24 protein-coding genes and 1 tRNA gene are annotated in these 24,830 nt (G+C 58.5%); 13 read left to right on the top strand and 12 right to left on the bottom strand.

Annotated features, from left to right (window positions below; genetic code table 11):
• Positions 1 to 212 precede the first annotated feature (212 nt).
• Entirely contained in the window at positions 213 to 1,694 is a 1,482-nt protein-coding gene (locus AB1Z34_RS08250) for a carboxyl transferase domain-containing protein (protein WP_070595314.1), read from the bottom strand.
• A 108-nt stretch (positions 1,695 to 1,802) separates the two neighbouring features.
• Here AB1Z34_RS08250 and AB1Z34_RS08245 point away from each other — a divergent pair, with 108 nt between their 5' ends.
• On the top strand, positions 1,803 to 2,789 hold the full coding sequence (locus AB1Z34_RS08245; protein WP_049189719.1) for a ribokinase: 987 nt from the start codon (positions 1,803 to 1,805) through the stop codon (positions 2,787 to 2,789).
• Between the two features lie 113 nt (positions 2,790 to 2,902).
• Here AB1Z34_RS08245 and AB1Z34_RS08240 read toward each other — a convergent pair whose 3' ends face one another.
• The 4 genes from AB1Z34_RS08240 to AB1Z34_RS08225 are packed head-to-tail and all read right to left on the bottom strand — an operon-like array spanning position 2,903 to position 5,965.
• Complete coding sequence (locus AB1Z34_RS08240) at positions 2,903 to 4,168, bottom strand: ABC transporter permease (protein WP_256887083.1); 1,266 nt, start codon at positions 4,166 to 4,168, stop codon at positions 2,903 to 2,905.
• On the bottom strand, positions 4,165 to 5,070 hold the full coding sequence (locus tag AB1Z34_RS08235) for an ATP-binding cassette domain-containing protein (RefSeq protein WP_323632430.1): 906 nt from the start codon (positions 5,068 to 5,070) through the stop codon (positions 4,165 to 4,167). The genes AB1Z34_RS08240 and AB1Z34_RS08235 overlap by 4 nt, the downstream gene beginning before the upstream one ends.
• A gap of 59 nt (positions 5,071 to 5,129) precedes the next feature.
• Positions 5,130 to 5,699: a hypothetical protein gene (locus AB1Z34_RS08230; protein ID WP_258225402.1), complete on the bottom strand. Its 570-nt coding sequence runs from the start codon at positions 5,697 to 5,699 to the stop codon at positions 5,130 to 5,132.
• Positions 5,700 to 5,701: 2 nt separating this feature from the next.
• Positions 5,702 to 5,965 carry a helix-turn-helix transcriptional regulator gene (locus AB1Z34_RS08225; protein WP_005511796.1) on the bottom strand — a complete coding sequence of 88 codons (264 nt, stop codon included), beginning with the start codon at positions 5,963 to 5,965 and terminating at the stop codon, positions 5,702 to 5,704.
• 133 nt (positions 5,966 to 6,098) lie between these two features.
• On the opposite strand from AB1Z34_RS08225, the gene AB1Z34_RS08220 reads away from it, so the two are divergent.
• The 6 genes from AB1Z34_RS08220 to gcvT all read left to right on the top strand — a co-directional run bounded on the left by AB1Z34_RS08220 (position 6,099) and on the right by gcvT (position 13,985).
• Positions 6,099 to 6,965: an aldo/keto reductase gene (locus AB1Z34_RS08220; protein ID WP_367158207.1), complete on the top strand. Its 867-nt coding sequence runs from the start codon at positions 6,099 to 6,101 to the stop codon at positions 6,963 to 6,965.
• Positions 6,966 to 7,026: 61 nt separating this feature from the next.
• Positions 7,027 to 7,779: an enoyl-CoA hydratase gene (locus AB1Z34_RS08215; protein ID WP_048733677.1), complete on the top strand. Its 753-nt coding sequence runs from the start codon at positions 7,027 to 7,029 to the stop codon at positions 7,777 to 7,779.
• A gap of 41 nt (positions 7,780 to 7,820) precedes the next feature.
• On the top strand, positions 7,821 to 10,274 hold the full coding sequence (locus AB1Z34_RS08210; RefSeq protein WP_367158206.1) for an HAD-IC family P-type ATPase: 2,454 nt from the start codon (positions 7,821 to 7,823) through the stop codon (positions 10,272 to 10,274).
• 226 nt (positions 10,275 to 10,500) lie between these two features.
• Complete coding sequence (locus AB1Z34_RS08205) at positions 10,501 to 10,878, top strand: DUF485 domain-containing protein (RefSeq protein ID WP_070437585.1); 378 nt, start codon at positions 10,501 to 10,503, stop codon at positions 10,876 to 10,878.
• A gap of 2 nt (positions 10,879 to 10,880) precedes the next feature.
• Positions 10,881 to 12,533, top strand: a complete 1,653-nt coding sequence (locus tag AB1Z34_RS08200) for a cation acetate symporter (protein WP_016423297.1) — start codon at positions 10,881 to 10,883, stop codon at positions 12,531 to 12,533.
• A gap of 279 nt (positions 12,534 to 12,812) precedes the next feature.
• The gene (gene gcvT / locus AB1Z34_RS08195) at positions 12,813 to 13,985 is read left to right on the top strand and encodes a glycine cleavage system aminomethyltransferase GcvT (RefSeq protein WP_070602777.1); all 1,173 of its coding nucleotides are present in this window, start codon (positions 12,813 to 12,815) and stop codon (positions 13,983 to 13,985) included.
• 190 nt (positions 13,986 to 14,175) lie between these two features.
• Here gcvT and AB1Z34_RS08190 read toward each other — a convergent pair whose 3' ends face one another.
• On the bottom strand, positions 14,176 to 14,811 hold the full coding sequence (locus AB1Z34_RS08190) for a hypothetical protein (protein ID WP_070653147.1): 636 nt from the start codon (positions 14,809 to 14,811) through the stop codon (positions 14,176 to 14,178).
• A gap of 280 nt (positions 14,812 to 15,091) precedes the next feature.
• Here AB1Z34_RS08190 and AB1Z34_RS08185 point away from each other — a divergent pair, with 280 nt between their 5' ends.
• Entirely contained in the window at positions 15,092 to 15,667 is a 576-nt protein-coding gene (locus tag AB1Z34_RS08185; RefSeq protein WP_016423294.1) for an RDD family protein, read from the top strand.
• 14 nt (positions 15,668 to 15,681) lie between these two features.
• On the opposite strand, the gene AB1Z34_RS08180 is transcribed toward AB1Z34_RS08185, so the two are convergent.
• Together AB1Z34_RS08180 and AB1Z34_RS08175 are read right to left on the bottom strand one after the other, a co-directional pair.
• Positions 15,682 to 16,542: a siderophore-interacting protein gene (locus AB1Z34_RS08180; protein ID WP_016423293.1), complete on the bottom strand. Its 861-nt coding sequence runs from the start codon at positions 16,540 to 16,542 to the stop codon at positions 15,682 to 15,684.
• 197 nt (positions 16,543 to 16,739) lie between these two features.
• A tRNA-Arg gene (locus tag AB1Z34_RS08175) sits at positions 16,740 to 16,812 on the bottom strand.
• 275 nt (positions 16,813 to 17,087) lie between these two features.
• Between AB1Z34_RS08175 and AB1Z34_RS08170 the strand changes: the two genes are divergently transcribed.
• Both AB1Z34_RS08170 and cobF read left to right on the top strand, forming a co-directional pair.
• A complete protein-coding gene (locus AB1Z34_RS08170; RefSeq protein ID WP_016423292.1) occupies positions 17,088 to 17,369 on the top strand; it encodes a hypothetical protein in 282 nt (93 codons plus the stop codon).
• Positions 17,320 to 18,168 carry a precorrin-6A synthase (deacetylating) gene (gene cobF, locus AB1Z34_RS08165; protein ID WP_016423291.1) on the top strand — a complete coding sequence of 283 codons (849 nt, stop codon included), beginning with the start codon at positions 17,320 to 17,322 and terminating at the stop codon, positions 18,166 to 18,168. The genes AB1Z34_RS08170 and cobF overlap by 50 nt, the downstream gene beginning before the upstream one ends.
• A gap of 30 nt (positions 18,169 to 18,198) precedes the next feature.
• Here the strand turns inward: cobF and AB1Z34_RS08160 are convergent, their stop codons facing one another.
• From AB1Z34_RS08160 to AB1Z34_RS08150, 3 genes are all read right to left on the bottom strand, one after another.
• Positions 18,199 to 18,600 (bottom strand): hypothetical protein, encoded by a 402-nt coding sequence (locus AB1Z34_RS08160; protein ID WP_367158205.1) that lies wholly within the window; start codon positions 18,598 to 18,600, stop codon positions 18,199 to 18,201.
• A gap of 117 nt (positions 18,601 to 18,717) precedes the next feature.
• On the bottom strand, positions 18,718 to 20,505 hold the full coding sequence (locus AB1Z34_RS08155) for an acetyl/propionyl/methylcrotonyl-CoA carboxylase subunit alpha (RefSeq protein ID WP_042388874.1): 1,788 nt from the start codon (positions 20,503 to 20,505) through the stop codon (positions 18,718 to 18,720).
• A gap of 420 nt (positions 20,506 to 20,925) precedes the next feature.
• Complete coding sequence (locus tag AB1Z34_RS08150; protein WP_367158204.1) at positions 20,926 to 21,810, bottom strand: sulfurtransferase; 885 nt, start codon at positions 21,808 to 21,810, stop codon at positions 20,926 to 20,928.
• A 363-nt stretch (positions 21,811 to 22,173) separates the two neighbouring features.
• On the opposite strand from AB1Z34_RS08150, the gene AB1Z34_RS08145 reads away from it, so the two are divergent.
• Positions 22,174 to 23,232, top strand: a complete 1,059-nt coding sequence (locus tag AB1Z34_RS08145; protein WP_049189713.1) for a Cj0069 family protein — start codon at positions 22,174 to 22,176, stop codon at positions 23,230 to 23,232.
• 65 nt (positions 23,233 to 23,297) lie between these two features.
• On the opposite strand, the gene AB1Z34_RS08140 is transcribed toward AB1Z34_RS08145, so the two are convergent.
• The gene (locus AB1Z34_RS08140; RefSeq protein ID WP_016423286.1) at positions 23,298 to 23,900 is read right to left on the bottom strand and encodes a nucleoside triphosphate pyrophosphatase; all 603 of its coding nucleotides are present in this window, start codon (positions 23,898 to 23,900) and stop codon (positions 23,298 to 23,300) included.
• A 158-nt stretch (positions 23,901 to 24,058) separates the two neighbouring features.
• Between AB1Z34_RS08140 and AB1Z34_RS08135 the strand changes: the two genes are divergently transcribed.
• Together AB1Z34_RS08135 and AB1Z34_RS08130 are read left to right on the top strand one after the other, a co-directional pair.
• The gene (locus AB1Z34_RS08135) at positions 24,059 to 24,271 is read left to right on the top strand and encodes a helix-turn-helix transcriptional regulator (RefSeq protein WP_042388872.1); all 213 of its coding nucleotides are present in this window, start codon (positions 24,059 to 24,061) and stop codon (positions 24,269 to 24,271) included.
• A gap of 2 nt (positions 24,272 to 24,273) precedes the next feature.
• A complete protein-coding gene (locus AB1Z34_RS08130; protein ID WP_048733634.1) occupies positions 24,274 to 24,816 on the top strand; it encodes a hypothetical protein in 543 nt (180 codons plus the stop codon).
• The last annotated feature ends 14 nt before the right edge of the window (positions 24,817 to 24,830 follow it).

Genomic DNA, 24,830 nt, shown 5'->3' with positions numbered 1-24,830 from the left:
CTGAATAACCGGCCACGGGTAGTGCTCGACGGGTTAACTCCCCGGGAGGTAATCTCTGGTGTTATCCATGATGCAATGACCGCCTGACCCTACCCGTGAAAAATTGCCCAAAAGTGTCATAAACTCAGTCACTTTCTTGCTTTCTGAGGTTGGGGTGGGGGGCTGAAGGCCCAAACCAGCCCCACACCAGCCCCAAACCAGGCCCAGACCCCTTACTCACCCAGCGCGAAGCGACGGTAGTGGTCGAAACGCTGCTCACGGCCAACGCGAGCCGGATTCTTCTCCAGCTCCCAGAGGGCGTGCTCGATAGCACTCAGAGCACGGCGGGGCAGTTCGGCCGGATTCTCAGGTTCGGCCACAATCTCGTCGATGACCCCGGTCTTCAGCATGGCCTCGGCGCCAACGCCCTGCTCCTCCATCATTTCCGGGGCATGCTCGGTGTCTCGGTAGATAATCGCCGAAGCACCCTCCGGCGGCAACGGAGACATCCAGGCATCGTGCATTGCCAGCACGCGGTCAGAGGGCAGCATGGCCAGCGCACCGCCACCGCAGCCCTGGCCGAGAATGAGTGACACGGTCGGAACCTTCAAGTTCACCAGCGTGGTCAAGGTGCGGGCAATCTCGCCGGCCATGGCATTTTCCTCGGCGTCCTTGGTCAACTCAGCGCCTGGGGTGTCAATGACCGTGACCAGCGGAATGTTCAGGCTTTCCGCGATGCGCATCGCACGGCGGGCAAAACGCAGTGAGCCCGGCCCCATTGGATGCGTGCCCAGCGGCGGCTGGTTATGGCGATCCTGGGCGACCAGAATCACCGGCCGCTCACCAATCCGCGCCAGGCGAGCCCGAACCGACAGCGACTTGTGGCCATCGCCAGTGCCGGAAATCGGCACGGAGCAGTCGACAAGGGCATCGATAATATCGCCGCCACCTGGACGAGAAGTATCGCGGGTGCGCAGGATAGCTTCCCAGGTATCGCGACCATCAATGGCTGCTGCTGGCGGTGGGGTGGGTTCGCTGGCGTCTCCGTCGGCAAGCACGTCGATGGTGCGGCGGACAGCGCCGCGCAGACCTTCGAGCGGAATGATGCCGTCGATAATGCCCTGCTTGAACAGGTTCTCGGAGGTCTGAACGCCTTCGGGCATGGGTTCGCCGGTAGCGAGCTCGACGACGCGCGGGCCGAGGAAGCCGAGAAGCGCGCCGGGCTCTGCGAAGGTGAAGTGGCCTGCCGACCCCCACGACGCCATGACACCACCGGTGGTGGGATTGCGCAGGTACACCAGGAATGGCAAGTGAGAATCCTTGTGGCGCGCCACTGCGGTGGTAATAGAGATCATGAGCGCGAACGCCGCAGTGCCCTCCTGCATGCGAGTGCCACCCGAGGTCGGGGAGAGCAACAGCGGCAGCTGCTCCGCAGTCGCGCGCTCGATGCTGCGAATAATACGACGAGCGGTTGCGGCGCCGATAGAACCGCCGAGGAAGCCGAACTCAGAACAGATGACGGCGACGCGCTTGCCGCCGACGGTGCCTTCACCGGTGATAACGGCCTCATCGAGACCGGTCTTCTCAGAGGCTCGGGACAGTGTGCCGCGGTAGGACTCGTCGATGTTGCCATGCTCGGGCGCGCCGTCCCAGGATGTGAAACTTCCGTGGTCGAGGACGGTATCTATTACTTGTTGGGCGCTGATTCTAGCCATACCTCCACGGTAGTAAACAAGGGGTAAACCGGCTTAGTTGATGGTGGGCGGAAAGGGGTAGCGCTATTGTCGGAAAAAACGTGTCCGCACTACCGAGGAGTCGAACCAATGCCGATTACTGAGCGCCTCACCGAGCTGGCTGAACAGAGGCCAAACGTATGTGTCGTCGGTTCCATCAACGCAGACCTGACTGTCACCGTGAAGCGCCTGCCGCATGGTGGTGAGACTATCGAGGGCAGTCCTCTGCGCATTCTGCCGGGCGGTAAGTCGGCGAATCAGGCGGCGACGGCTGGAAGACTGGGCGCGGCCGTGGAACTGGTCGGCGCGGTCGGTTCGGATCCCAATGCGCAGTTGCTGCGCGACGCGCTTACCGACGCTCACGTGGACATCTCTGCAGTTGAGACCGTCGACTCTGCCACTGGTACAGCCATGATTGTCGTTGATGATGCGGCGGAGAATTTCATTGTCATCTCCGCTGGCGCCAATGGCGAAGTCGATGCTGAGATGGTGCGCAGTCATGCGGACAAGATTCAGCGGGCTGGGTGCCTCGGTCTGTGTCTGGAGATTTGTGATGAGGCTGTCCTGGCCGCCGCACAGATTGCCCACGATGCGGGTGTGCCGGTGGTGTTCAACCTGTCGCCGATTCGGGCGGTCAGTGAGGATCTGCTCGCGCTGGTCGATGTCCTCATTGTCAACGAGCACGAACTCGCAGCCATCATCGGCTCCGAGCGCGCGGTCGCCGGTTGCGAGCACGGTCAGTGGGATGCGGTTGGGCGCGCGCTTGCCGACGAACACGGGATTTCCACGGCCATTGTCACACTTGGCGGGGAGGGGTCTGCGGTCTTGAGGACGTCGGAAAGCGAGGTGGCAGTCACTCGCATTCCAGCGCTGCCCATCGAGGTCGTGGACACCACGGGCTGCGGTGATGCGTACATGGGTACGGTCCTAACCGCGTTGGCCGCGGGCGATGATGTGGTGACGGCAGCTCGTCTTGCGGCGGTGGTCTCGGCTCATGCGGCGACAGGCGTGGGGGCGCAGACCTCCTATGGCGAGACAGGAAAAATCGCGAAGTTTGCGGCGGACCATGGTCTATAAGGTGCGCTGCGCAAAGGCCTATAAGGTGCGCTGAGCAAACTACGCGATTGACGATTATTCGGTTTTAGGTGACCGTGGCCGAAGGAGCCACGCTCTTTTGGGCAGGGCTGGGGCTAGCTCTTGGCTGTCAGAGCCTTCTTCCAGCTGACCGCGGCACCGGTGCGCAGGACATTGCGCGGGTAGATCCAGGCGGCGAGTGCGATGACTGCGGCTACTCCCACAACCATGATTAGCAGCGAAGCCGCCAACTGGAGTGCGGAGAAGTTGCCAACGGCGTACTGCATCGGGGCAGTGGTGATGGAAACCGGTGGAATCCACGCTGCAACCTGCATGACGGTAGAGTCCAGCTTGCTCCAGCCAAACAGCGGAACATACATCGTAATCAGCGAGAACACCAGTACCGGCATCTGTGCGCCCTGGAAGTCTTCCATACGGCTGACCAGGGATGCGGAGGCTGCATACAGCGCGGCGAAGAAGAAGTAACCGAGGATGAAGCACGGGACCAGCAGCCAGACTGCGGACCACGGCACATCGAAGCTCTCCGCCAATCCGGTAATCATGAGGGCAACTGCGGCGCTGGCGGTCAGCACGCTCATCATGATGATGCCGGCCAGACCGGCGCCGAGGATCTTGCCAGCCAGCAGGTGCGCCGGGCGAACGGTCGAGAGAATGATCTCGATGACGCGGGAGGACTTCTCCTCGATGACGCTGGTGGCCACCGCGCCGCCGAAGACGAGGATGGCGGTCATCATGACCATCACACCAATCAGTGTGATGACCACTGCGGGCATCTTCTCGTCTTTGGCTTCATCCAGCGACTCCACCGACACGGCTGCGCTTTGAGTCTTGGAGAAAAACTCGCTGGGGTTGATTCCGTTTTCGCTGAGCAGCATGGCTTCATTTTGTTTCTGCAGCGACTCCTGCAGCATTGGGGCCAGCCAGGATGGGGCGTCGTCGGCAAGCAGCTTCCACGAGCCCTCCTTGCCTTCTGCGGTGTCGGGGACGAGAGCGGCGTCGGCGTCGCCGTCGGTGACGGCAGCGCGAGCGGCCTTGTCGTCTGCCGCGGACGTAATCTCCAACGGTGAGAGCGATGCTGTGGCAAATGCGCCGGCTGCGGCATCCGCGCCTTCAGCATCCTTTATTTCGGCGGTAGCGTCGGCGAGAGAGTCCGCGAACGGCGCTTCTCCGACGACCGCGATTTTTACGGTGTCATTATCGGACTTGGAGGTCATGTAGTCGGCAACGAAGATACCGCCGACGGCCGCCACTGCCATGATGATGAGCGTGATTAGCGAGCTTTTCTTCAGCAGATGCTCGCGGAGTTCGCGGACGAAAACAGTCTTGACGGCCGTTGAGGCGTTGTATGTGTTGGTGCTCATTGCTGTACGGCCTCCTGGTAGAGCTCGGTAAGTGGAATTTGGAGAGGTCCAAACGAACGGACCGTTCCCGCTGCCATTGCGCTGTGCAGCAGCTTCTGGTCGGTATCGGCGGGGGCGTTGGAATCGAGGTGAACGACGGTGGCACCGTGGGCATCACGCTCCACGCTTGTCACGCCCTCGACGGAGGTCGCCCAATCCTGGGACGCACCATCGAGCTTGACGACGAAAGCCCGCGGGCCCCGTGCTCGCAGCTCATCAACGGTGCCTTCCACGAGCATTCGGCCGTCGCGGATGATGCCGACGCGGTCACACATGCGCTCAACGAGATCGAGCTGGTGGGAAGAGAACACAATCGGGGTGCCGCGGTCGGCGTACTCCTTGAGTACGGAGCTCATCACCTTGACCGCAACTGGGTCGAGACCAGAGAAGGGCTCGTCGAGGACGAGTATTTCTGGGTCGTGGACGAGGGAGGCTGCCAGCTGCACGCGCTGCTGATTGCCGAGCGAGAGCGTGTCGACCTTGTCGTTAGCGCGCTCGGTGAGACCGAGGCGATCCAACAAGTTGTCGGCGTTGGACTCCGCGCGCTTGGTGGGCACACCGTGTAGGCGAGCAAAGTAAATCAGCTGCTTGCGGACCTCATCCTTTGGGTAGAGGCCGCGTTCTTCTGGCATGTAGCCAATCGTGCGGCGCAGCGAGTCATTCATCGGGGTATCGCCGATGCGTACCTCGCCTTTATCGGTGGCCAGCACGCCCAGGGCAATGCGCATAGTGGTGGTCTTGCCGGCACCGTTAGAGCCGACGAAGCCGTAGATTTCTCCAGGGTGAACTTGGAAGCTCATGCCACGGAGAACCTGCAGGTCTCCGTAGGACTTCTCAAGCCCGTCAATAATGAGGCTGTTCATCATAATCCTTAAATTGAGGAGTGAAGGGCAGGGGAGGGATGTGAGTTTTTGAGCCCGTACTAGTCGTCGCGCAGATTCCAGGCGTAGACGACGGTGGGCAGCGTGGAAATGTAGAGGAAAGCGATAATTCCGAAGATTCCGAAGCTGTACGGAATGTAGTGTCCCCAGGCAGGTTGTTCGTTCAGAACATAAGTGCCCACCAGAACTAGAGCGAGGAAGGCCACCAAGCCGAAGTAGGTGAAGCAGCGATATGTCAGCCCCCGCAGGTTCAGAATCTGTTCCTGCTGGTATTCGTCCAGTAGCGAGGTCGGTGCGCTGTCAACCATGTCGACTGTGATGTTGAGGCTGGTCCAGACGACGACCATGATGAGGGAAATCACTGGCCAGAGCAGAGAAAACCAGCCCGGGAAAATATCGGTCAGACTACCGAGAAGCGCGATGCCACTCAGCAGCATCAGCACAAGGCATACCTCGAATGCGATGACCAGCTTCCGCCGCGCCACCTGGTTGCGCCACTTGGGCAACCAGCTCGACATCTGCTCGACACGCTTTGTGTACTTCGCTTCGCGCCGGGCTTCTAGCTTTTCGAAAAAGTTCGGTGTTGCGTTTTCAGTCCGAATAGCTGGCATCGTTAGCTTTCCTTTCGGTATAGGGCAGAGGACATGGGCTTGAATTCCTCGCGAGAGAACACCGCCTCAACGGGGAGATCGAACACCGCGCAGATGCGAAATGCCAGATCCAAGCTGGGGTAGTGGTCACCTCGCTCCAACGCGCCAATCGTTTGAGGATTGACCTCTACTTGTTTGGCTAGTTCGGCTCGGCTGAGTCCGTGTTCTGCCCGCAGCACTGAAATTCTGTTGAATATCGGGTCTTTGGGTTTAATCTTTGGGGACACACCCCAAAGTGTTATATAAACACAACGCTACGTCAATAGCTCACAACAAAATGAAGCGCACTCACCTTTCTAAACCGCAGGTCAGCGGGGTAGAAAAAATCTAAAAAACTTTCAGTCCGTACACTCGGTTGGCATGACCACACTCAATCTGAAGTACGATGCAGCGACAACCGGAATTGCCAACGTGGAAATGGTCGATGGCAACGCCATCCCGATTCTGGGGTTCGGTACCTACAAGCTTGACGATGAGCAGGCGCGCGAATCCGTGCGCTACGCCCTGGAAATCGGCTACCGCCACATCGACACCGCATCGCTCTATCGCAATGAGCGAGGGGTTGGGCAGGGTATTGCTGATGCGGTCGCTGCGAACGTCGTAAAGCGTGAAGATATCTTCGTGACCACGAAGGTCTGGAACGATGCGCAGGGGTCGGCGGCGACACGCGAGTCCGTACAGGTATCTTTAGAACGGCTCAGCCTTGACTACGTTGACCTGGTGCTTGTGCACTGGCCGGTGGAGAAGCAGGGGACGTTTGGGCAGTGTTTCGATACGCTGCTGGAGCTCAAGCGTGAGGGGCTGATTCGCTCGGTTGGTGTGGCGAACTTTTACCCAGAGGTGCTCGACCAGCTCTCGGAGACTCCGGTGGTCAACCAGATTGAGCTGCATCCGCAGTTCCCGCAGAATGAGCAGGTTGAAGACGATCGTCGTCGCGGTATTGTCACGCAGGCTTGGTCGCCGCTGGGGCGCGCGAAGTACTTTGAGGGCTCGCCGATTGCTGAAATCGCAGATCGCCTGGGCAAAACTCCCGCCCAAGTTGCTATCCGCTGGCACCTTCAGCGTGGCATCGTGGCCATCCCGAAGTCGGGCACGCCGTCGCGCATCAAGGAGAACTTTCAGGTCACCGACTTTGAACTCACCGACGAGGACATGGAAACGATTGCGTCGATGGCGCGTGCCGACGGGCGCCTGAGCGGCGACCCGCGGGTATTCGGCAACGAATAAGCGAATTTAGATTTGCTTATAGCCCCATCACTATTGGTATTTCGCGGGTAGCCTAAATGCTATGACGAACCCAGCATCTGAAATCCGCGTCGAAGCCGACGGCGCAATTGTCACTATCACCATCGACCGAGATCATAAGCGCAACTCCTTGACTGCCGACGTGTGTCGTGACATCGCCGATGCGGTGGAAGCTGCCGCTGAGGTTCCAGAGCAGCGCGTTATCCTGCTGCGCGGCGAAGGTCGTGCTTTCTGCGCTGGTGCTGACCTGAGTGGCCAGCATCATGAAGATTCCTTCCACGAACAGCTACGTCGAATGCTGCGCACAATCGAGGCCAGCCGTCTGGTGGTTATAGCGGATGTGCAGGGGCCGGCTGTCGGGGCTGGTATGCAGCTGGCGATGGCGGCCGATTTGCGCGTCGTGGGTGAGCGCGGCTGGTTTATGATTCCGCCGGTCAAGCTCGGTATCGCTGTCGATGCCTGGACAATTCGCCGCGTACGCGTACTCGTCGGCGGTGCCCGCGCCCGCACTATTTTGTTGGCGGCCGAGCGCATGGATCAGGAAGCCGCCCGCGGTTGTGGTCTGGCTTCCTACCTCGGTGGTCCGGACAAGGCGGAGGAGGTAGCGCTTCGTATCGCCACCTACGCGCCCCTGTCGCTGGCGTACCACAAGGCAGTGCTCAACGACGATGAGACACATAGCCCGTTGAAGGACTACCAGCAGGAGCTCTACGACACGGTGTGGGCTTCCGAGGATGCTGCGGAGGCATCGAAGGCGCGAGCCGAAAAGCGCGAACCAAATTTCATTGGCAAATAGGTCGAATAGGTTCAGCAATTAGGCGAATAGGGTAGGCAGGCATGGGCTCGTGGAAAACTCCCGACAGTGGTCTTACTCAACAGCAGGTCCAGCAACGCATCGAGTTGGGGCACGTCAACGAGCTGCCGCCAACATCCGGGCGCAGTGTGTGGGACATTATCCGTGCCAATGTGTTTACCCGGATTAACGGTATTCTCGCTGTTTTATTCGCAGTCGTGCTCTATACCGGCTCAATCGTCAACGGCGCCTTTGGTCTGCTGATTATCGCCAACTCTATCGTCGGCATCATCCAAGAACTGCGTGCCAAGCGCACACTGGACAAGCTTTCCATTGTCGGCCGTGCAAAACCCATGGTCATTCGCGACGGGGAGCCTGCTCGCGAGATCGACCGCGAGTCCGTCGTCCTCGACGATCTCATCGAGGTTGGTCCCGGTGACCAAATCGTCGTTGACGGTATTCTCCGCTACGCCTCTGACGTGGCTGTCGATGAGTCCTCTCTCACCGGTGAATCCGATGCCGTCGATAAGAGCGTTGGGGACATGGTCTACTCGGGTTCCTCGGTCGTGGTGGGGTCGGCGCGATATCAGGCCACCAAAGTGGGCAAGGAGGCTTACGCCGCCAAGCTCGCAGCTGAGGCCAACAAATTCACGCTGACTGATTCCCAGCTCTTCCGCGGCATCAACAAGATCCTGACCTACATTTCCTGGATTCTCATTCCCGTCGGCGCCTTGGCAATCTATACGCAGCTCTTTGTCGCCGGCGATGATTTCAACGATGCGCTGCTGGGGATGGTCGCCACGCTGGTGCCCATGGTCCCTGAGGGGCTTGTCCTCATGACCACCATCGCATTTGCCCTTGGGGTGGTGCGCTTGGGGCGACATCGCGTGCTGGTCAATGAGTTGCCCGCCATCGAAGGTCTCGCGCGTGTCGACACCGTGTGTGTCGACAAAACTGGCACGCTCACCGAAAATGCGATGCAGCTAGTGGAAGTCGACATCGTATCGGGTGACGGTACCTCCCGCGATGAGGTCGACTCCGCACTCATCGATCTGTGCAAGCTCGACGATCGCCCCAACGCAACGGCTCGTGCACTGCTCGATGGACTTGCGGACGCAGGGGACGTCGTAAAGCATGAACAAACCAAAACCCGCCCCTTTACCTCGGCGAATAAGTGGTCGGCGCTGACGTATCACGGCGGTGCGACGTGGGTTTTCGGCGCGCCCGATGTGCTTGTCGACGACTCCGCGGTCGGCATGCAGAAAGCTCGGGAGCTTATGGAGGAAGGACTTCGTGTGCTCCTGCTCGCGCGGACCTCAGTTGGGGCAGATGACCTGCCCGGCGGTGCGCTGCGGAAGAGTGGCGAGGTGGAGTTGGAGCCAGTCGCACTTGTCGTGCTGGGGCAGAAGGTGCGTTCAGATGCGGCGGACACGGTGGCCTACTTCTATGAAGAAGGCGTCGAGGTCAAGGTCATTTCTGGTGACAATGACCGCTCCGTGGGGGCTGTTGCACGTGAGCTGGAAATGGAGGGGGCTAACAATCCTGTCGATGCGTCTGAGCTTCCGGTCAGCCGCGATGAGAATAGCGAAGCCAAGCCCACCGAGATCCGCAACGAGTTCGCAGACATTGTGGAGTCGCGGCAGATCTTCGGCCGTGTCACGGCGGAGAATAAGCGCGATATGGTTCATGCGCTGCAGTCGCGGGGGCATCATGTGGCGATGACCGGTGATGGTGTCAATGATGTGCTGGCGCTAAAAGCGGCGAACCTGGGCGTGGCTATGGGCGATGGGGCGCCGGCGACACGTTCGGTTGCGCAGTTGGTGCTGTTGGATAATCGCTTCGCCGTGATGCCGATGATTGTGGCGGAGGGGCGTCGCGTCATTGGCAATATCGAGCGTGTGGCCAACCTCTTTTTGACGAAGACCATCTACTCGGTGGTGTTGGCGCTGGCTGTGGGGCTGTGGGGGATGGATTATCCATTCGAGCCGATTCACGTGACGATTACGGGTTGGTTCACAATTGGAATCCCGGCGTTCGTGCTGTCGTTGGCTCCTAACTTGGAGCGTGCGCGCGATGGTTTCGTGCGGCGCGTGTTGCGCTTAGCGATACCGGCGGGCATCACGGTGGGGTTGTTGACCTTCATGTTTTGGTTGTGGGCAAACCCGGGAGTCGACGCCAGCGATGCGGCACGAGGGGAGGCGTCTACTGCGACCCTCATTGTGCTGATTGTTTCGGCATTTTGGGTTTTGGTGGTCGTGGCTAGGCCATACACCTGGTGGAAGGTTCTGTTGCTGGCGGTATCGGCAGGAGCCTACCTGTTCATCTTCTCGGTTCGTTCAGTGGCCACAGTGCTTAATCTGTACTGGGTAGGGCGGGAGCTGTTGATTCCCGCGCTGATCGTGGGGGCCATCGGCGCGGTCATTATCGAAGCGCTGTGGTGGTGGCGTCAGAGTAAGCCATTGCCGGAAGAAGCGGAGAACACGAGTACAACGGCGTAAATGGGGGTAGTAAAAACGGCGCCTAAGTATGCAGGTAATGGCGTTTTTGGGGGTGCCTTAAGGCTCGCTGAGAAGTAGTTAGCCGCATTTAACTTCTTTGCTAACTGTGTTCCAGGTAACTTTGTTTCCACACATAATGAAAAATGTGGTGCATGGCACACCCTCGGGGTGGCTGTGCTGAACCTCATTACGAACACCTGCATAACTTCCTGGAAAGGATTAGCCCGTGTCCGCAACTCCCTTGCCGACAGACCGGCATAAGCCACAGGCGGCCGAGTACCGCTACGTGCAAAACTCAGCGCAGTTCCAAGAGCTCCGCTCTACATTCCGTTCTTTCGCCATCCCGATGACCGTCGCAGGTCTGGTGTGGTACATCGCATTCGTTTTGCTTGCGACGTTCGCGCCGGATCTCATGGCGACTCCCGTACTGGGCAATATCAACCTGGGCATCGTCCTTGGTCTGCTCCAGTTCGTGACCACCTTCGCCATCACCTGGGTGTACATCAACTTCGCCAACAAGAAGCTTGAGCCGATGCAGGCAGAGCTGCGCGAGGCACTGGAAAGCGGAGAAATCGCTGAAATCGTCGCAAAGAAGGAGGCATAGGCATGCTGACTAGTTTCTTTGCTGCAGATGACACTGCAGCAGCAGGTAACCCGATTCTCAACATCGCGGTCTTCGTCGCCTTCATTGTTGCGACCATGTTCATCGTTACTCGAGTGGGCAAGGGCGGAAACAAGGGAGCATCAGACTTTTACACCGGTGGCGCACAGTTCTCCGGTACCCAAAACGGTCTTGCCATTGCGGGTGACTACCTCTCGGCGGCTTCCTTCCTCGGTATCGTCGGCGCCATTGCGCTGACTGGTTACGACGGATTCCTTTACTCCATCGGCTTCTTCGTAGCCTGGCTGGTCGCGCTGCTGTTGGTTGCAGAGCCGCTGCGTAACGTCGGTAAGTTCACCATGGCCGACGTGCTGTCCTTCCGTCTTAAGCAGCGCCCGGTACGTACTGCGGCTGCTATCTCGACCCTCGCGGTGACCCTGTTCTACCTCATCGCGCAGATGGCCGGTGCAGGTTCCCTGGTCGCCGTGCTGCTCAACATTCACGACTCCACTCAGCAGTCCATCGTTGTCGCGGTCGTCGGCATCATCATGGTTGCTTACGTTCTCATCGGTGGTATGAAGGGCACGACTTACGTGCAGATGATTAAGGCCGTCCTGCTGGTCGGTGCTGTCATCATCATGACTCTGATCATCCTGGTTGGCGTTAAGGGTAACTTCTCCCAGCTCCTGCAGGACGCAGTGGACATGCACGCGAGCTCGGATCACATCGCCGAGAAGGGCTACGAAGCCTCCGCCATTCTTGAGCCGGGTCTGAAGTACGGCGGCTCCTTCGTTCAGCAGCTGGACTTCGTCTCTCTGGGCCTGGCACTGGTCCTCGGTGTTGCTGGTCTGCCGCACGTGCTCATGCGCTTCTACACGGTGCCGACTGCAAAGGAAGCTCGTAAGTCCGTGACCTGGGCAATCATCCTCATCGGTGGTTTCTACCTGTTGACCCTGGTACTCGGTTATGGCGCCGCCGCACTTGTTGGTCCGGACCGAATCAACGCCGCCCCGGGCGGAGCCAACGCTGCAGCTCCGCTGCTGGCCTTCGAAATCGGTGGCTCCATCTTCATGGCAGTGATTTCCGCAGTGGCGTTCGCTACCGTGCTGGCCGTGGTCGCTGGTCTGGCAATTACCGCTTCCGCGTCTGTCGGCCAGGACCTCTACCAGGCCGTGATCCGCAAGGGACAGGCCACGGAAGCCGAGCAGGTTCGTGTCTCCCGCATTACCGTAATCGTGCTGGGCGTTGTCGCCATTATCCTCGGCATCCTGGCCATGGGGCAGAACGTCGCCTTCTTGGTGTCGCTGGCCTTCGCAGTGGCAGCATCCGCAAACGTACCAACCATCCTGATGTCCCTGTTCTGGAAGCGCTTCAACACCGCAGGCGCAGTTGCCTCCATGTACACCGGTGTCATCGCCTCGCTGGTTCTGATTATCTTCTCCCCGGCAGTTTCCGGCAGCGAGTCCTCGATGATTCCGTCGGTTGACTTCTCCTGGTTCCCGCTGACCTCGCCGGGTCTGCTCGCAATCCCGCTGGCGTTCCTGGCTGGCATCATCGCCACCTACATGGGCAAGCCGGATAACTTCGATGACCTGGCAGCTGAGATGGAAGTTCGCTCCCTGACCGGTGTTGGCACCGAGGCTGCGGTTGATCACTAATAACCACTGCGTCCTTGGCTGGCAACGCTGCCCGAACAGCTCAGCCAATCGCAATTAACTGAATAGACAAATGCAAAGGCCCCGTTATCGTCACTGGTAGCGGGGCCTTTGTGGTGGGCGCGGGGTCGTCGTCAAGCATGTGCGAATCAGTGCATGATAGTTAATGGACGGGCCTGTTGCCCTGGATCCGCAGGGGCTCGCGGAAGCGAGCACGGAGTCTTAGATATAAGGTGGGAAGGTAACAATCTGGTTTGCCCCACCGCAATAATTGGAGTGTGTATGACTGACAATTCTGGCGCTTCTGAGAACAACAATTCTTTCCGTAGCGCCCTGCATGATGAGCACGTAAGCCTTGGCGCAGAAATGCGCAATGTTGGTGGCTACGAAGTGCCGTTCCGCTACTCTTCGGAAATTGCAGAGCACAACGCAGTGCGTGAGGCCGTTGGTATTTTCGACCTGTCGCTGATGGGTATCATCCGCGTCACTGGTGAGGATGCGGCGGCGTTCCTTGCACACTCCCTGATTTCGGCAATCAAGCCGCTGGCGTTGGGCCGTGCCAAGTACACCATGATTGTGCAGGAAGACGGCGGCATTATTGATGACCTCATCATTTACCGCCTCGGTAGTCACGAATTCATGCTGGTGCAGAATGCCGCAGCCGCTGAAGATGTGTACTCGACGCTGCGCGAGCGCGTTGGTGGCTACAACGTCCAGGTTGAGAGCATGAATGACAAGAATGTGCTCCTGGCCATTCAGGGGCCGAAGGCTGCGAAGCTTCTGCGCCGTCTGCTGCCGCAGGATCTGCACGCGACTCTCGATGGCATGAACTACTACTCTTGCACCCTGCTCGAGGTCGCAGGTGTGGAAATGATTGTTGCCCGAACTGGCTACACCGGTGAGGACGGCTTCGAGATCTTCCCGCCGGCTGACCGCGCCGTCGAGGTCTGGCGTGCAATCATTGCAGCAGGTGGCAAGGTGGAAAACCCGGAGGATCCGGCTGACAACGGCGCTGACCTCGGCCTGCTGCCGTGTGGTCTGGCCTGCCGCGACACCCTGCGTCTTGAGGCCGGTATGCCGCTCTATGGCTACGAGCTGACTCGCGACCGCACTCCGCTGGAGGCCGGCCTGAAGTCCATCATGGGGCCGACCAAGGGGCAGTTTATTGGTCGCAACGCACTGATTAATCGTCCGCAGTCGAAGGAGCTACTGGTTGGTCTGCGTTTCTCCGGTGATGAAGCTCCGAAGCGTGGCACCAAGCTCATTGATGCGGAAGGTAACGAGGTTGGTGTGCTGACTTCCGCCAAGGTGTCGCCGACTTTGGGTCACCCCATCGGTTTTGCATACGTTCAGCGTTGGCAGTCCTCCACTGGCACGGAGCTGACCGTTGAAGGCGCCGACATTACCGCCACCGTCGTTCCGACGCCGTTCTACAACCGCCGTCACCGCAAGTAGGGGAGCGCCACGATTTCTGCTGTGCGGTGGCGAGCCGAAGTTTCCTTCAGGCTCGCCGCTGCCTGAGTGATTCTGCAATCACAAAAATCCGCTGCAGTATTGTTGCAGCGGATTTTGGTGTTTTAGGGCGAGCTAGTGCACCTTACCTAACTAAGTCCCGAGCCGACGAACCTCGCAGCCAGAGACGAAGCTAGCGGAACAGGCCAGTGAGCCCTTGATTATCTTCGCTCGGCCGCTCTTCTTGCTCCGATTCCGATTCTGTCGGCTCGCCGGAGGTTGTCGGAGTCGTTGAAGTATCGGGCGGCGTGGAAGAATCAGAGGTCGTCGAGCTCTCCGTCTCACTTGTCTCCGTTGTGCTCTCACTCGGAGTCGTCGGCTCAGGTTCCTGAGGCAGTGGCTCAGTGGTCGTCGGAGTAGTGGAGATCCACATTTGCTGCGATGTCGGGTTCGCGGGGGTTTGCTGCAGCACCGTCCACACTTCCTGCTCGCCGACTTGTGCGCATTCAAGATTCTGGCCGTTGGCGCTCATTCGTATTTCGCCGGTCTGGTTCGGGCACAGGTGCCCGATGCGCGGCGTACCGCCTTCTCGAACCTTTGGTCCCGTCGTTGTCGGCGAACTCGTCGTCGACACCGTAGTAAGTTGGCTTGACGACGAGGTTTGCGTCGCGGCAACCTCCTCGCTTTCGCTGTTGGCACAGCTGGTGGCCGTGGCTGCGAAGGTGAGGAAGCAGCAGGCCAGCGCCAGCTGCCGGCGGTTCTTGCGCCGGACGGCAGTGAGTTTAGGGTGCTGTACGGCTGACAGCTGAGTTCGCGTATTCACATCCATCTCACTTTCTGGGCTTCTCGGGCCTGCGTCGCGTGGTTTAATTCTCGGCTTTCTGGGTAGGGACTCCTGAAAAACCACTGGGGGTGCCAGCTATAGGGGAACTTGCCGAGCTATTGGCAAGGAAGCTGCTGACACCCAATAGATAGGTTGATTCAACCGGCAACTATACAGTCGACTTTTCGATTTGCATACTGGATGCTTCTAATCGTGGCAGAACGGGTGCGGTAGGGAAAGGCAATTCGTCTGTGAAGTCATAAGTGGTTTTGATAGCGTGTGTCCCATGTATCGGCGCACCCCGAATCGATTCCCCGTAAAGAGTAATGCGGATTTGTTCGCTCGGCGCAGTGGCGCGTGGATACTGGATTCGTTCCTTGTAGGAATCTTTGTTGCCATCATTGTGGCACTTGGCAAACTTGCGTGGGAAGCAGCCATGGCGAACTGGGCGCTGCCGAGTCCGCCAGAGTTCAGGATTTTGTATGGTGTCATATTCCCAGCTGTCTTTTTCTTTGTGCGCGTGGTTGCAGAGGCTCGCGGTGAACAGACGTTTGGTAAAAGCGCATTTTTGCTACACGTTGTTCCAGCGCGGAAAGCAGACTCTGGGGCAACTCCGTTCGAAGTCGCTCAGCCAGAGGGAACATCGGAGCTCGAATCAGGAGACGATTCTTGGCACAGAGGTTGGCGGGCAGCGGTACGTAATTGTTACCTATTGTCGCTGATTTTCTTGCCTACGGGTTTTGAGCCAAACGTTGAACTGTTTTTTGGTGTCCTGATGATTTGGGTTGCTGTTTGCCGCTGGCACCCATTCGACTGGTTGGCAGGAAAACGCGTCGTTGTTGAAAGGCGTAGCGAGCGCTAACGTTCGAGCAAGCGTCAGGCCCTGGCTCTTTCCTCCTCGGCCTCAACCTCAGCGTTGAATTCTCGTTTAGAAGACTGCCACTGGTCTTCGGTCATACCGATACGCCAGTAGCCAGAAATGGAAACGTCTTTCTTCGGGATCTCAGATTCGACGAAGAGGAAGCGGCGCAATTCCTTGATCATCTCGGCGACACCGTGGATGAACCAGCTAGTTTTCTTACCTTCTGGAATGCCCGCCTCGCGCACTGCGCGGGATAGCTCTGTGCCGTGGGTTGCGCCGTTGCGGAGGACCCAATGGACTTCCACACCCTCTCGGGTTGGGAGCTCAAACTTCCGATCTTCGGACTCGATTTCGATGTATGCGGTTGCGGTCGTGCCTGCTGGGAGGTGCTTTAGTCCGGCGCTGATAGCTGGCGCTGCGGACTCGTCTCCGGCGAGTACAAAGTGTTCATATTCTGCTGCAGGTCCCCATGCGCCTCCTGGCCCTAAGAAGCCACGCTTGTCTCCGATTTCGGCTACGCGTGCCCACGGTCCAGCCAGGCCGGAATCGCCGTGGGTGACGAAGTCGACGTCAAAGTCGCCGGTTTCGGAGTCCACATTAATCAGAGTGTAGGTGCGGGTGATTGGCAGTTTGTCTCGCGGCTGTTCGGCGCGAATTTTCGCAATATCGAACGGCCAGGAGTAATCAGCGTCCTCTGGCACAAACAGTAACTTGATGTAATGGTCGGTAAACTCCAGCTCCTTGCCCACAAATGCAGGCGAGTTCATGCTCAAACGAACAAGGTCTGGGGAAATCTGGCGACGTCCAGTAACTGTTGCCTCGTGTGCCTTACGGGGCTTACGCTTCGGTGCTGCTGCTTTAGCTAGGCCAGCCATAGTTGTCACTGTCCTTCAACAAGTCTTGGGCTGTTTTGTACTGGCGGAAGTCTACACGCCACGTGATTAGGTAAGCCTAACACAAGTGTTTCTGGAAATTGCTGGGTGATGCGTTCTCAGGAGGGGGCGTAGTGGCCGGTCGTGAGAAAAACAAAGAACCCTCGCGCCCTATATGTAAAAGGTCACGAGGGTATTTGTGCCCCAGAGAGGAATCGAACCTCCGACACCGGCTTTAGGAGAGCCGTGCTCTATCCACTGAGCTACTAGGGCAATCATCTTCCGGGTAAAACAGCCGTGAAAACACATTCTCGGCGGCCGGAAAATTACTTCATCACTTTAACGCATCTGCGAGCTCTAGTGGCAATTGGGTCCTCGACCTGACACGCAAACATGCAGGAAGCTCGCTATTACCCCCATGTGCTTTTGTGCTCGGCGGTGCCGCCCGGAATCTGGCTAACATGGTTTATAACGAGCGACTTTCTTGCGCTTGCGGTCGCAACAGCGCTACTTATTTTCCGGTCGCTGTTTTGGAGGAGGATGACAATATGATTAAGCCAACTTTCACGGATGTCAACGGTGTCAAGATTAAGTGCTCCATGACCACGGACTCGGACAAGCCGCACCTTTTGGTTTCGCGCATGGAAGATGATGGCTCTTTGACTCCGATTCTGGAGATGAACGTGTACGACTCCAAGTACATGGCCAACGCTTGCGAGATTTACTTGAAGCAGGCCGCTTCGGCTAACCTCCAGGGTTCGATGGCTGGCCTGTCTCCAGATGAGATGGCTGAACAGTTCGGTTACGAGGGAGATCCGACCAATCACTAGTCGAAACGACGCCGCCCGCACTCAGGCCGAGAGCCCTGTATACAGCGGATATGTCGATGTAGACGTCATCGGAATCGGCGCCGGTAGTCCGAGCCACATTACGCTCGAGGCTATCGGCGCTCTTGCTGATGTCGACGTAGTTTTTGCTCTCGACAAGGGTGATGCCAAAGCGGACTTGTTGGCTGCGCGACAGGCGATCGTCGATAAGCATGCGCCGCATGTCGAACTCGTTACCGTTCCCGACCCGCCACGTGACCGCACGCCCGATAACTACGGCGCAGTCGTCCGTGACTGGCATCAGCGCCGTGCAGAGCTGCTTGCCGACGCCTTCGTCGCTCACCTCGGACGAGAGGGCAAGCGCCGCGGTGCGTTCTTGGTCTGGGGTGACCCCTCCTTGTATGACTCAACATTGCGGATTTTGCAGCGCGTCCGCGACCTTGGGCTGGACGTGCGCTCGCGAGTTATCCCCAGTGTGACGGCGATTTCCGCGCTGACCGCAGCGCATGGAGAATGCCTGAACCAGATTGGTAAGCCGGTATTGATTACCACTGGTCGGCGCCTGGGGGAGCGTGCGCCTGGCATGGATGCGGTGGTGATGCTCGATGGCGGTGCAGCCTGGCTCGAGCACGCGGACCCGGAGGAAGAGATTCTCTGGGGTGCATTCCTGGGAACGGAGCTGGAGACGCTCCGCCGTGGTCGCGTTGGCGACGTCGGCGAAGAGATTGCGGAGCTGAAAAAGAAGCTCCGTGCGGAGCACGGTTGGATTATGGATATCTACCTGCTGCGTTCCGGCGCCTAGGACTGAGCAGTCGCAGCCGTGCCAGTTCGGCTAGCTGACTTTCTTGCCCAAGAAGCCCTCTGCCCATCGGTGGAGGGCTTTTTCGGCGGCTTCGACGCCGTCGGCGACGGTTACCTTGGTGAGGACCTGATCGTCGTTAGGCAACACGCGTGCGGGATCGCCTGCGGGACGGACGGTGATGCTGACGTGGTCGGCATTGATGACCTCGACGGTTGCTAGTGCGAGCATCTCGACGTTCGTCTGCTCAGCAACCGCAAAGCGGTAGGCGGTGTCGTTTTCCCACTCGGTGGTGGAGTTCCGAAGGAACTCGGCGACGGAGTCAGGGACCAATTCTGTGAGTAATTGGGTTGCGACCGGGGCGTCATCGACGCGGGAATCGTGGCGCAGCGGACGGCAGTAGAAGCGGCCGGCATTTACTTCCATGGGTTCCATACCGTCCACTCTAGACGTCCTGAACAGTGTTTAAGGGCGCCGGGGGAGGGGCTGAAAAGAATCAAGCGGGGCTGGCTGCGAATCCCATCGCAACCAGCCCCGCTTAGAGCTTTAGAACTACTTCAGTTCCATCAGGACATCGCCCTTGCCGACACCTGAGCCAGCCTCGGTAGCCAGACCCGTGACAACGCCGTCCTTGTGAGCCTTGACTGGGTTTTCCATCTTCATGGCCTCAAGGACAACCACGGTGTCACCCTCGGAGACTTCCTGGCCCTCTTCGACGTTGACCTTAATGACGGTGCCCTGCATCGGAGCAACCACAGCGTCACCGGAAGCAGCCTTCTTGGAACCGCCAGCGCGCTTCTTCTTGCTCTTCTTCTTGGCACCAGCGTTGCCTCCGCCCAGAGCCAGGTCGCCCGGCAGGGCTACCTCGACGCGGCGACCGTCGATCTCGACGACAACCTTCTGAGCCGGGACGGTGTCGGTGTCAGCGTCGGAGTCCCCGTCGTACGGAGCGATCGGGTTGTCCCATTCCTCTTCAATCCACTTGGTGTAGACGTCAAACTTCTCGCCATCGCCGACAAACGCCGGGTTCTCCACAATGTGGCGGTGGAACGGAATGACCGTTGCCAGCCCCTCAACCTGGTACTCGGACAGGGCACGAGCGGAGCGACGCAGAGCCTCTTCGCGGGTCTCGCCCCAAACAATCAGCTTGGCCAGCATGGAGTCGAACTGGCCGCCGATGACGTCGCCCTCCTTGATGCCGGTGTCCATGCGGACACCCGGGCCGGACGGTTCGACGTACTTGGTGATGGTGCCCGGAGCCGGCATGAAGTTGCTGCCGGCGTCCTCGCCGTTGATGCGGAACTCGAAAGCGTGACCGCGCATCTCCGGGTCTTCCTTGATGGACAGTTCCTTGCCTTCAGCAATGCGGAACTGCTCGCGGACCAGATCGAGGCCGGTAATTTCCTCGGTGACCGGGTGCTCCACCTGTAGACGAGTGTTGACCTCGAGGAAGTTAATCAGACCGTCAGCGCCAACCAGGTACTCAACGGTGCCGGCACCGTAGTAGCCAGCCTCGCGGCAGATGTCCTTAGCGGACTGGCGCAGGCGCTCATCCTGCTCTGGGGTCAGGAACGGAGCAGGTGCTTCCTCGACGAGCTTCTGGAAACGACGCTGTAGCGAGCAGTCACGGGTGGAGGCGACAACGACGTTGCCGTGCTTATCAGCGAGAACCTGGCACTCGACGTGGCGTGCCTTGTCCAGGTAGCGCTCGACGAAGCACTCACCGCGACCGAAGGCGGCAACGGCCTCACGGGTAGCGGACTCGTAGAGGTCAGCGACCTCTTCCATCTTGTGTGCGACCTTCATGCCGCGGCCACCGCCACCGAAAGCGGCCTTAATGGCGATTGGCAGACCGTGCTCCTTGGCGAACGCGACGACCTCGTCTGCATCCTTAACCGGCTCCTTGGTGCCTGGAGCCATTGGAGCGTCAGCCTTCAGCGCGATGTGACGAGCGGTGACCTTGTCGCCCAGGGCGCGGATGGACTCTGGTGACGGGCCAATCCAGATCAGGCCAGCGTTCTCAACAGCCTCAGCGAAGTCGCCGTTCTCCGACAGGAAGCCGTATCCCGGGTGGATGGCATTAGCGCCGGACTTCTTTGCGGCGTCCAGAATCTTGTCGAAAACTAGGTAGGACTCAGCGGAAGTGGTGCCACCGAGAGCAAAAGCTTCATCCGCCATGGTCACGAAAGGAGCGTCCGCATCCGGCTCAGCGTAAACGGCGACGGAAGGAATGCCGGCGTCCTTCGCAGCGCGAATAACGCGAACGGCAATCTCGCCACGGTTGGCGACGAGAACCTTCGTGATTTTTTCAGTGGTCTGCTCGGACACGAAATCCTCCATTTTTCGTGGGCACCCCGAGAATTGGCCCTCGGGGCAAGGTTGCGACAGTCATTTGTAGGAATCACAAGCAGCACTGCAGTTAACTGAGTGGTGAACCGCAATGCGGTTCACCACGCGGTAGCTAACAGCGTGTGACCCAATGTCTCCATTGTGTCACAGGTGCGGTAAGCAACCTCTTTTTGCTCGCTACATAAGGGGGTAGGGATTGTGGTCTTGAGCAGCGTTCAAGTGGTCATGGGGGCAGCTGAAGTGGCTATTTTCCGCCCAAAAACCTAGGTTTGTGGTTAAAATTATCACCCAAGAGTGCAAGAGCCGCCCCCTTGATTGGGGGCGGCAGGGGGAAACTAAATCTCCGGTGTAGCGTCAGCCGCTGACGCTGGAAAAACGGTGGGGGAAGCGCCCACCGGTTGCGTCGATCGCCTACAGGCTTCCCGGCTCCGAACCGTGGGCAATGGGCATGCCAATCATATTGCCCCACTCAACCCACGAGCCGTCGTAGTTGCGAACATTCTCGTGGCCGAGCAGGTGGTGCAGTACAAACCAGGTGTGCGCGGAGCGCTCGCCGATGCGGCAGTAGACAATCGCCTCATCTTCAAATTGGACGTGCGCGTAAATCTGCTCGAGCTCTTCGCGATCGCGGAAACGCGAGTTCGGGTGAACGGACTGATTCCATGGAATGTTTACCGCGGTTGGAATGTGGCCACCACGCAGGACGCCTTCCTGTGGGTAATCGACCATGTGGGTTCGTGCACCGGCATACTCCTCCGGAGTGCGCACGTCGATAATCGGAGCCTTTCCAATGCGCTCACGTGTATCGCTGAAGTAGGCGCGCAGTGTCTTGTCGTCGCGCTCGACGACAGGGTAGTCAGTGCGTGGGTAATTGGGGACCTCGAAGCTCGTGTCTCGTTCTTCAGTCATCCAGGCATCGCGGCCACCGTTAAGCAGGCGCACGTCGGGATGCCCAAAAAGCTCGAAGACCCAGAGTGTGTAGGCGGCCCACCAGTTGGACTTGTCGCCGTAGATTACGACGGTGTCATCGCGCGAGATGCCCTTCTCGCGCATGAGCTCGGCAAAGCCTTCGGCGTCGATATAGTCGCGGCGCACGGGATCGTTAAGGTCGTGATGCCAGTCGATGCGAACCGCGCCCGGAATATGTCCAATGTCGTAGAGCAGTGAGTCCTCGTCGGATTCAACAACGCGCAGACCGGGAGAGCCCAGTCGGGCAGCAAGCCAGGAGCTAGAGACGAGGCGCTCAGGGTGGGCGTACTGCTGGAACTGGGGGTGCGGGTCGTGCGGAACAGCCATCGGATACTCCCTTGGCGCAAGTTGGGTGGGTGGGACTTTCTGACGTTTATCGTCAATTGCATATCTAGTTTACGGGTCGCGTGGCGAACGGCGGAATAGTCCCCAGTGTGAGCGCTTTCCGACGGCAACAATTGCGTCCGCGGCCACCCTGGGATACGCCTCACAGTTGGGGGTAAAAGCAGTGTTTTCAGCGCGCTTGGAGTCCAGGTAGTGCCCTAAAATTTAGCTGAGAGTTAGCGCAAAAACTGTGTTGATTCGTATCACTGGAAAATGGGCTGAAATGGGCTATCTGCCTGGGTATTCGCTGCGTTACGGAGACAATTGAGTGCCGGAAGTCCATGTATTTTCTTAAAAGGAGTGCCTGTGCACAAGAACATTGTTGTATTCGAGATCGAGGGCGGCTCGGACAAGTACTTCGACGGACACCGCAAGGACACCATGCCAATCGTCAACGCTATCCGCGAAGCCGGTTGGTCCGCTGAGGTCGTCTACTACCGACCGGAGTGGAAGGACGACCTGTACGACTACGTCTCCCAGAACTTCGACGGCTACATCTCCCGCGTAAACCCGGGCAACATCCCGGGTGGTGAGAGGGGCTACTTCGAGCTTCTGACCAGTCTCTCGGTCGCTGGTTTGGTTGGTATGTCCACCCCGGGCGAAATGATGGCCTACGGCGCAAAGGACGCACTGGTCAAGCTCAAGGACACCGACCTGGTTCCGTCTGACACCGCTGCATACTACGACGTCGAGGCATTCCACAGCACTTTCCCGACCTCCCTGTCCTACGGCGAGCGCGTCCTCAAGCAGAACCGTGGCTCCACCGGATCTGGCATTTGGCGCGTGCGTATCGCTGACGAAGAGGTTGCTAAGAACGTTGAGCCGGGCACCCCGCTGCCGCTGAACACCAAGCTGAAGTGCACCGAGGCCGTGGACAACCACACCGAGACTCGCGAGCTCGGCGAGTTCATGGATTTCTGCGACCAGTACATCATCGGCGATAACGGCATGCTCGTGGACATGCGCTTCATGCCGCGCATCACCGAAGGCGAAATTCGCATTCTGCTGGTCGGTCCGCACCCGGTCTTCGTGGTTCACAAGAAGCCGGCCGAGGGCGGCGACGCTTTCTCCGCAACCTTGTTCTCTGGCGCGAAGTACACTTACAACAAGCCGGAAGAGTGGCAGGACCTCATCGACATGTTTGCTGAGGCTCGCCCGGTCATTGCCGAGAACCTCGGTGGCGACAATATCCCGCTAATCTGGACCGCTGATTTCATGCTGGCAGACGGCGAGGACGGCGAGGACACTTACGTTCTCGGCGAGATCAACTGCTCCTGTGTCGGCTTCACCTCCGAGCTGGATATGGGTATTCAGGAGCTTGTTGCTCAGGAGGCCATCAAGCGCGTTGAGGCTGCTAACAAGTAGTCTCAACAGCTAAGAAAACCGCACCAATTTGGTGCGGTTTTTGCTTTACGACGTCCTTGCGATGCCTACCGATTCCAGAACTGGGAGACCGAATAGCCGTAGCGATACAGAGCTCGGCGCACGACAGGTAGCGACAGTCCGATCACACTGGATGAGTCGCCATTGATGCCATCGACAAACCAGCCGCCTAGAGCCTCCAAAGTAAACGCGCCAGCGCACTTCAGCGGCTCGCCCGTCGCAGCGTAGGCACGGATGTCCTCTTCTGGGACTTCAGCGAAATCGAGGGAAGTAATCGCCACCTCAAGGTGCTCGCCCTTTGGTGTCACGACACAGTGACCAGTAATCAGCTCAGCCGTCCGGCCACTCTGTTGATGCCAGCGCTCAATGGTCTTTTCTTCCGTGTGGGGCTTGCCCTGCAACTGCCCGTCGAGAAGCAGCATTGAATCCCCGCCAATGACAATGTCATTGGGGTAGGCCGGAGAGGCAGCGTGTGCCTTGGCCTGTGCGAGTTCCTCGACGATGCGTACCGGCGATGCGTCCGGAAGGGCTGTGATTACGGCATCCTCGTCGACGTTGGGCGCTACTGTGATGGGCTCGATGCCTGCAGAGCGGAGAATGTGCAGTCGCGAAGGGGAAGTGGAAGCCAAGACGATTCGGGGGCTGCTCATAGTTAGTGATTTTAGTGAGGGCGGAATCGTAAAGCCTAATTTTTGTGGCAAACATGCGTGGGGTTGGCCCGATTGTAAGAACAGGCAGATTTTTTAGATGGCAGCTGCCTTCTAGTGATGTAAAGTAAAGTGGACATCAAGTTAAAGAAAGTACACAGATGAGTGGGGAAGAACGTTCGAACCAGGTCAGGAGATACCGACGCTGGTTGGAGCTGAGCCAAGCGGATTTAGCCGCGCAGGTGGAGGTCTCGCGGCAAACCATTGCAAATATCGAGCGGGGAAATTACTCGCCTTCGGTGTATTTGGCGTTGCGTATCTGCAAGGTCCTGGGAAAAACAGTCGAAGAAATTTTTGGTGAGGAAGGATACTGACAATGTCCTATGCGGATGTCGTAATTGAACGCAACAGCGCCACGGTGGACGATGAGTATCAGCAGATGTTGCTGCATAAGTCCTACACGTACGGGTTCACAATGATGATGTGGGCTAACTACGTGCTTGCAACGGTACTGATTTGGCTCATTCCAGAGCCAAAGATGGTGGGCGTGACAGTGGCAATCATCTTGATGCCGCTGGTTGGACTCCTGTTTTCGCAGCGGTGGTTGCGACGTCAAGTGCCAATGCCGAAGATTAATGGTCTTACAAAAGGCGAGATTGCAGCACTCGTAGCCGTCATTGGGCTGTGGCTGATTGGTTTTATCAGAGTGCAAATGCTCTCTGAGGCAAGCGCTGGTGGGGCACTATCGGAATCGTGGGGATCCATTGCCGGCGCTGTGGTGGGTGCTGCCATCGGTCTGGCGTTTGTGTATTTCCTGTTCAAGGTGGTGTGGCCGGTAGCTCGCAACCGTGATCAGCGTCGGCTGGACCGGGAGCTCGATGACGAGTTTGATGGCGAGTCGCTGGGTGAACAGCGCTAGTAATAAGCAGTGGT

This window comes from Corynebacterium sp. 045007 (assembly GCF_040743205.1).
Lineage (GTDB): Bacteria > Actinomycetota > Actinomycetes > Mycobacteriales > Mycobacteriaceae > Corynebacterium > Corynebacterium jeikeium_D.
Note: the sequence above shows the minus strand (reverse complement) of the source record. Positions and strands in the feature narration are given on the sequence as shown.

Bases quoted from the DNA above. Each gene is read 5' to 3' on its own strand.
- AB1Z34_RS08250 (WP_070595314.1), bottom strand. From the start codon at position 1,694: ATGGCTAGAATCAGCGCCCAACAAGTAATAGATACCGTCCTCGACCAC.
- AB1Z34_RS08245 (WP_049189719.1), top strand. From the start codon at position 1,803: ATGCCGATTACTGAGCGCCTCACCGAGCTGGCTGAACAGAGGCCAAAC.
- AB1Z34_RS08240 (WP_256887083.1), bottom strand. From the start codon at position 4,168: ATGAGCACCAACACATACAACGCCTCAACGGCCGTCAAGACTGTTTTC.
- AB1Z34_RS08235 (WP_323632430.1), bottom strand. From the start codon at position 5,070: ATGAACAGCCTCATTATTGACGGGCTTGAGAAGTCCTACGGAGACCTG.
- AB1Z34_RS08230 (WP_258225402.1), bottom strand. From the start codon at position 5,699: ATGCCAGCTATTCGGACTGAAAACGCAACACCGAACTTTTTCGAAAAG.
- AB1Z34_RS08220 (WP_367158207.1), top strand. From the start codon at position 6,099: ATGACCACACTCAATCTGAAGTACGATGCAGCGACAACCGGAATTGCC.
- AB1Z34_RS08215 (WP_048733677.1), top strand. From the start codon at position 7,027: ATGACGAACCCAGCATCTGAAATCCGCGTCGAAGCCGACGGCGCAATT.
- AB1Z34_RS08210 (WP_367158206.1), top strand. From the start codon at position 7,821: ATGGGCTCGTGGAAAACTCCCGACAGTGGTCTTACTCAACAGCAGGTC.
- AB1Z34_RS08200 (WP_016423297.1), top strand. From the start codon at position 10,881: ATGCTGACTAGTTTCTTTGCTGCAGATGACACTGCAGCAGCAGGTAAC.
- gcvT (WP_070602777.1), top strand. From the start codon at position 12,813: ATGACTGACAATTCTGGCGCTTCTGAGAACAACAATTCTTTCCGTAGC.
- AB1Z34_RS08190 (WP_070653147.1), bottom strand. From the start codon at position 14,811: ATGGATGTGAATACGCGAACTCAGCTGTCAGCCGTACAGCACCCTAAA.
- AB1Z34_RS08185 (WP_016423294.1), top strand. From the start codon at position 15,092: ATGTATCGGCGCACCCCGAATCGATTCCCCGTAAAGAGTAATGCGGAT.
- AB1Z34_RS08180 (WP_016423293.1), bottom strand. From the start codon at position 16,542: ATGGCTGGCCTAGCTAAAGCAGCAGCACCGAAGCGTAAGCCCCGTAAG.
- AB1Z34_RS08170 (WP_016423292.1), top strand. From the start codon at position 17,088: ATGATTAAGCCAACTTTCACGGATGTCAACGGTGTCAAGATTAAGTGC.
- cobF (WP_016423291.1), top strand. From the start codon at position 17,320: ATGAGATGGCTGAACAGTTCGGTTACGAGGGAGATCCGACCAATCACT.
- AB1Z34_RS08160 (WP_367158205.1), bottom strand. From the start codon at position 18,600: ATGGAACCCATGGAAGTAAATGCCGGCCGCTTCTACTGCCGTCCGCTG.
- AB1Z34_RS08155 (WP_042388874.1), bottom strand. From the start codon at position 20,505: ATGGAGGATTTCGTGTCCGAGCAGACCACTGAAAAAATCACGAAGGTT.
- AB1Z34_RS08150 (WP_367158204.1), bottom strand. From the start codon at position 21,810: ATGGCTGTTCCGCACGACCCGCACCCCCAGTTCCAGCAGTACGCCCAC.
- AB1Z34_RS08140 (WP_016423286.1), bottom strand. From the start codon at position 23,900: ATGAGCAGCCCCCGAATCGTCTTGGCTTCCACTTCCCCTTCGCGACTG.
- AB1Z34_RS08135 (WP_042388872.1), top strand. From the start codon at position 24,059: ATGAGTGGGGAAGAACGTTCGAACCAGGTCAGGAGATACCGACGCTGG.
- AB1Z34_RS08130 (WP_048733634.1), top strand. From the start codon at position 24,274: ATGTCCTATGCGGATGTCGTAATTGAACGCAACAGCGCCACGGTGGAC.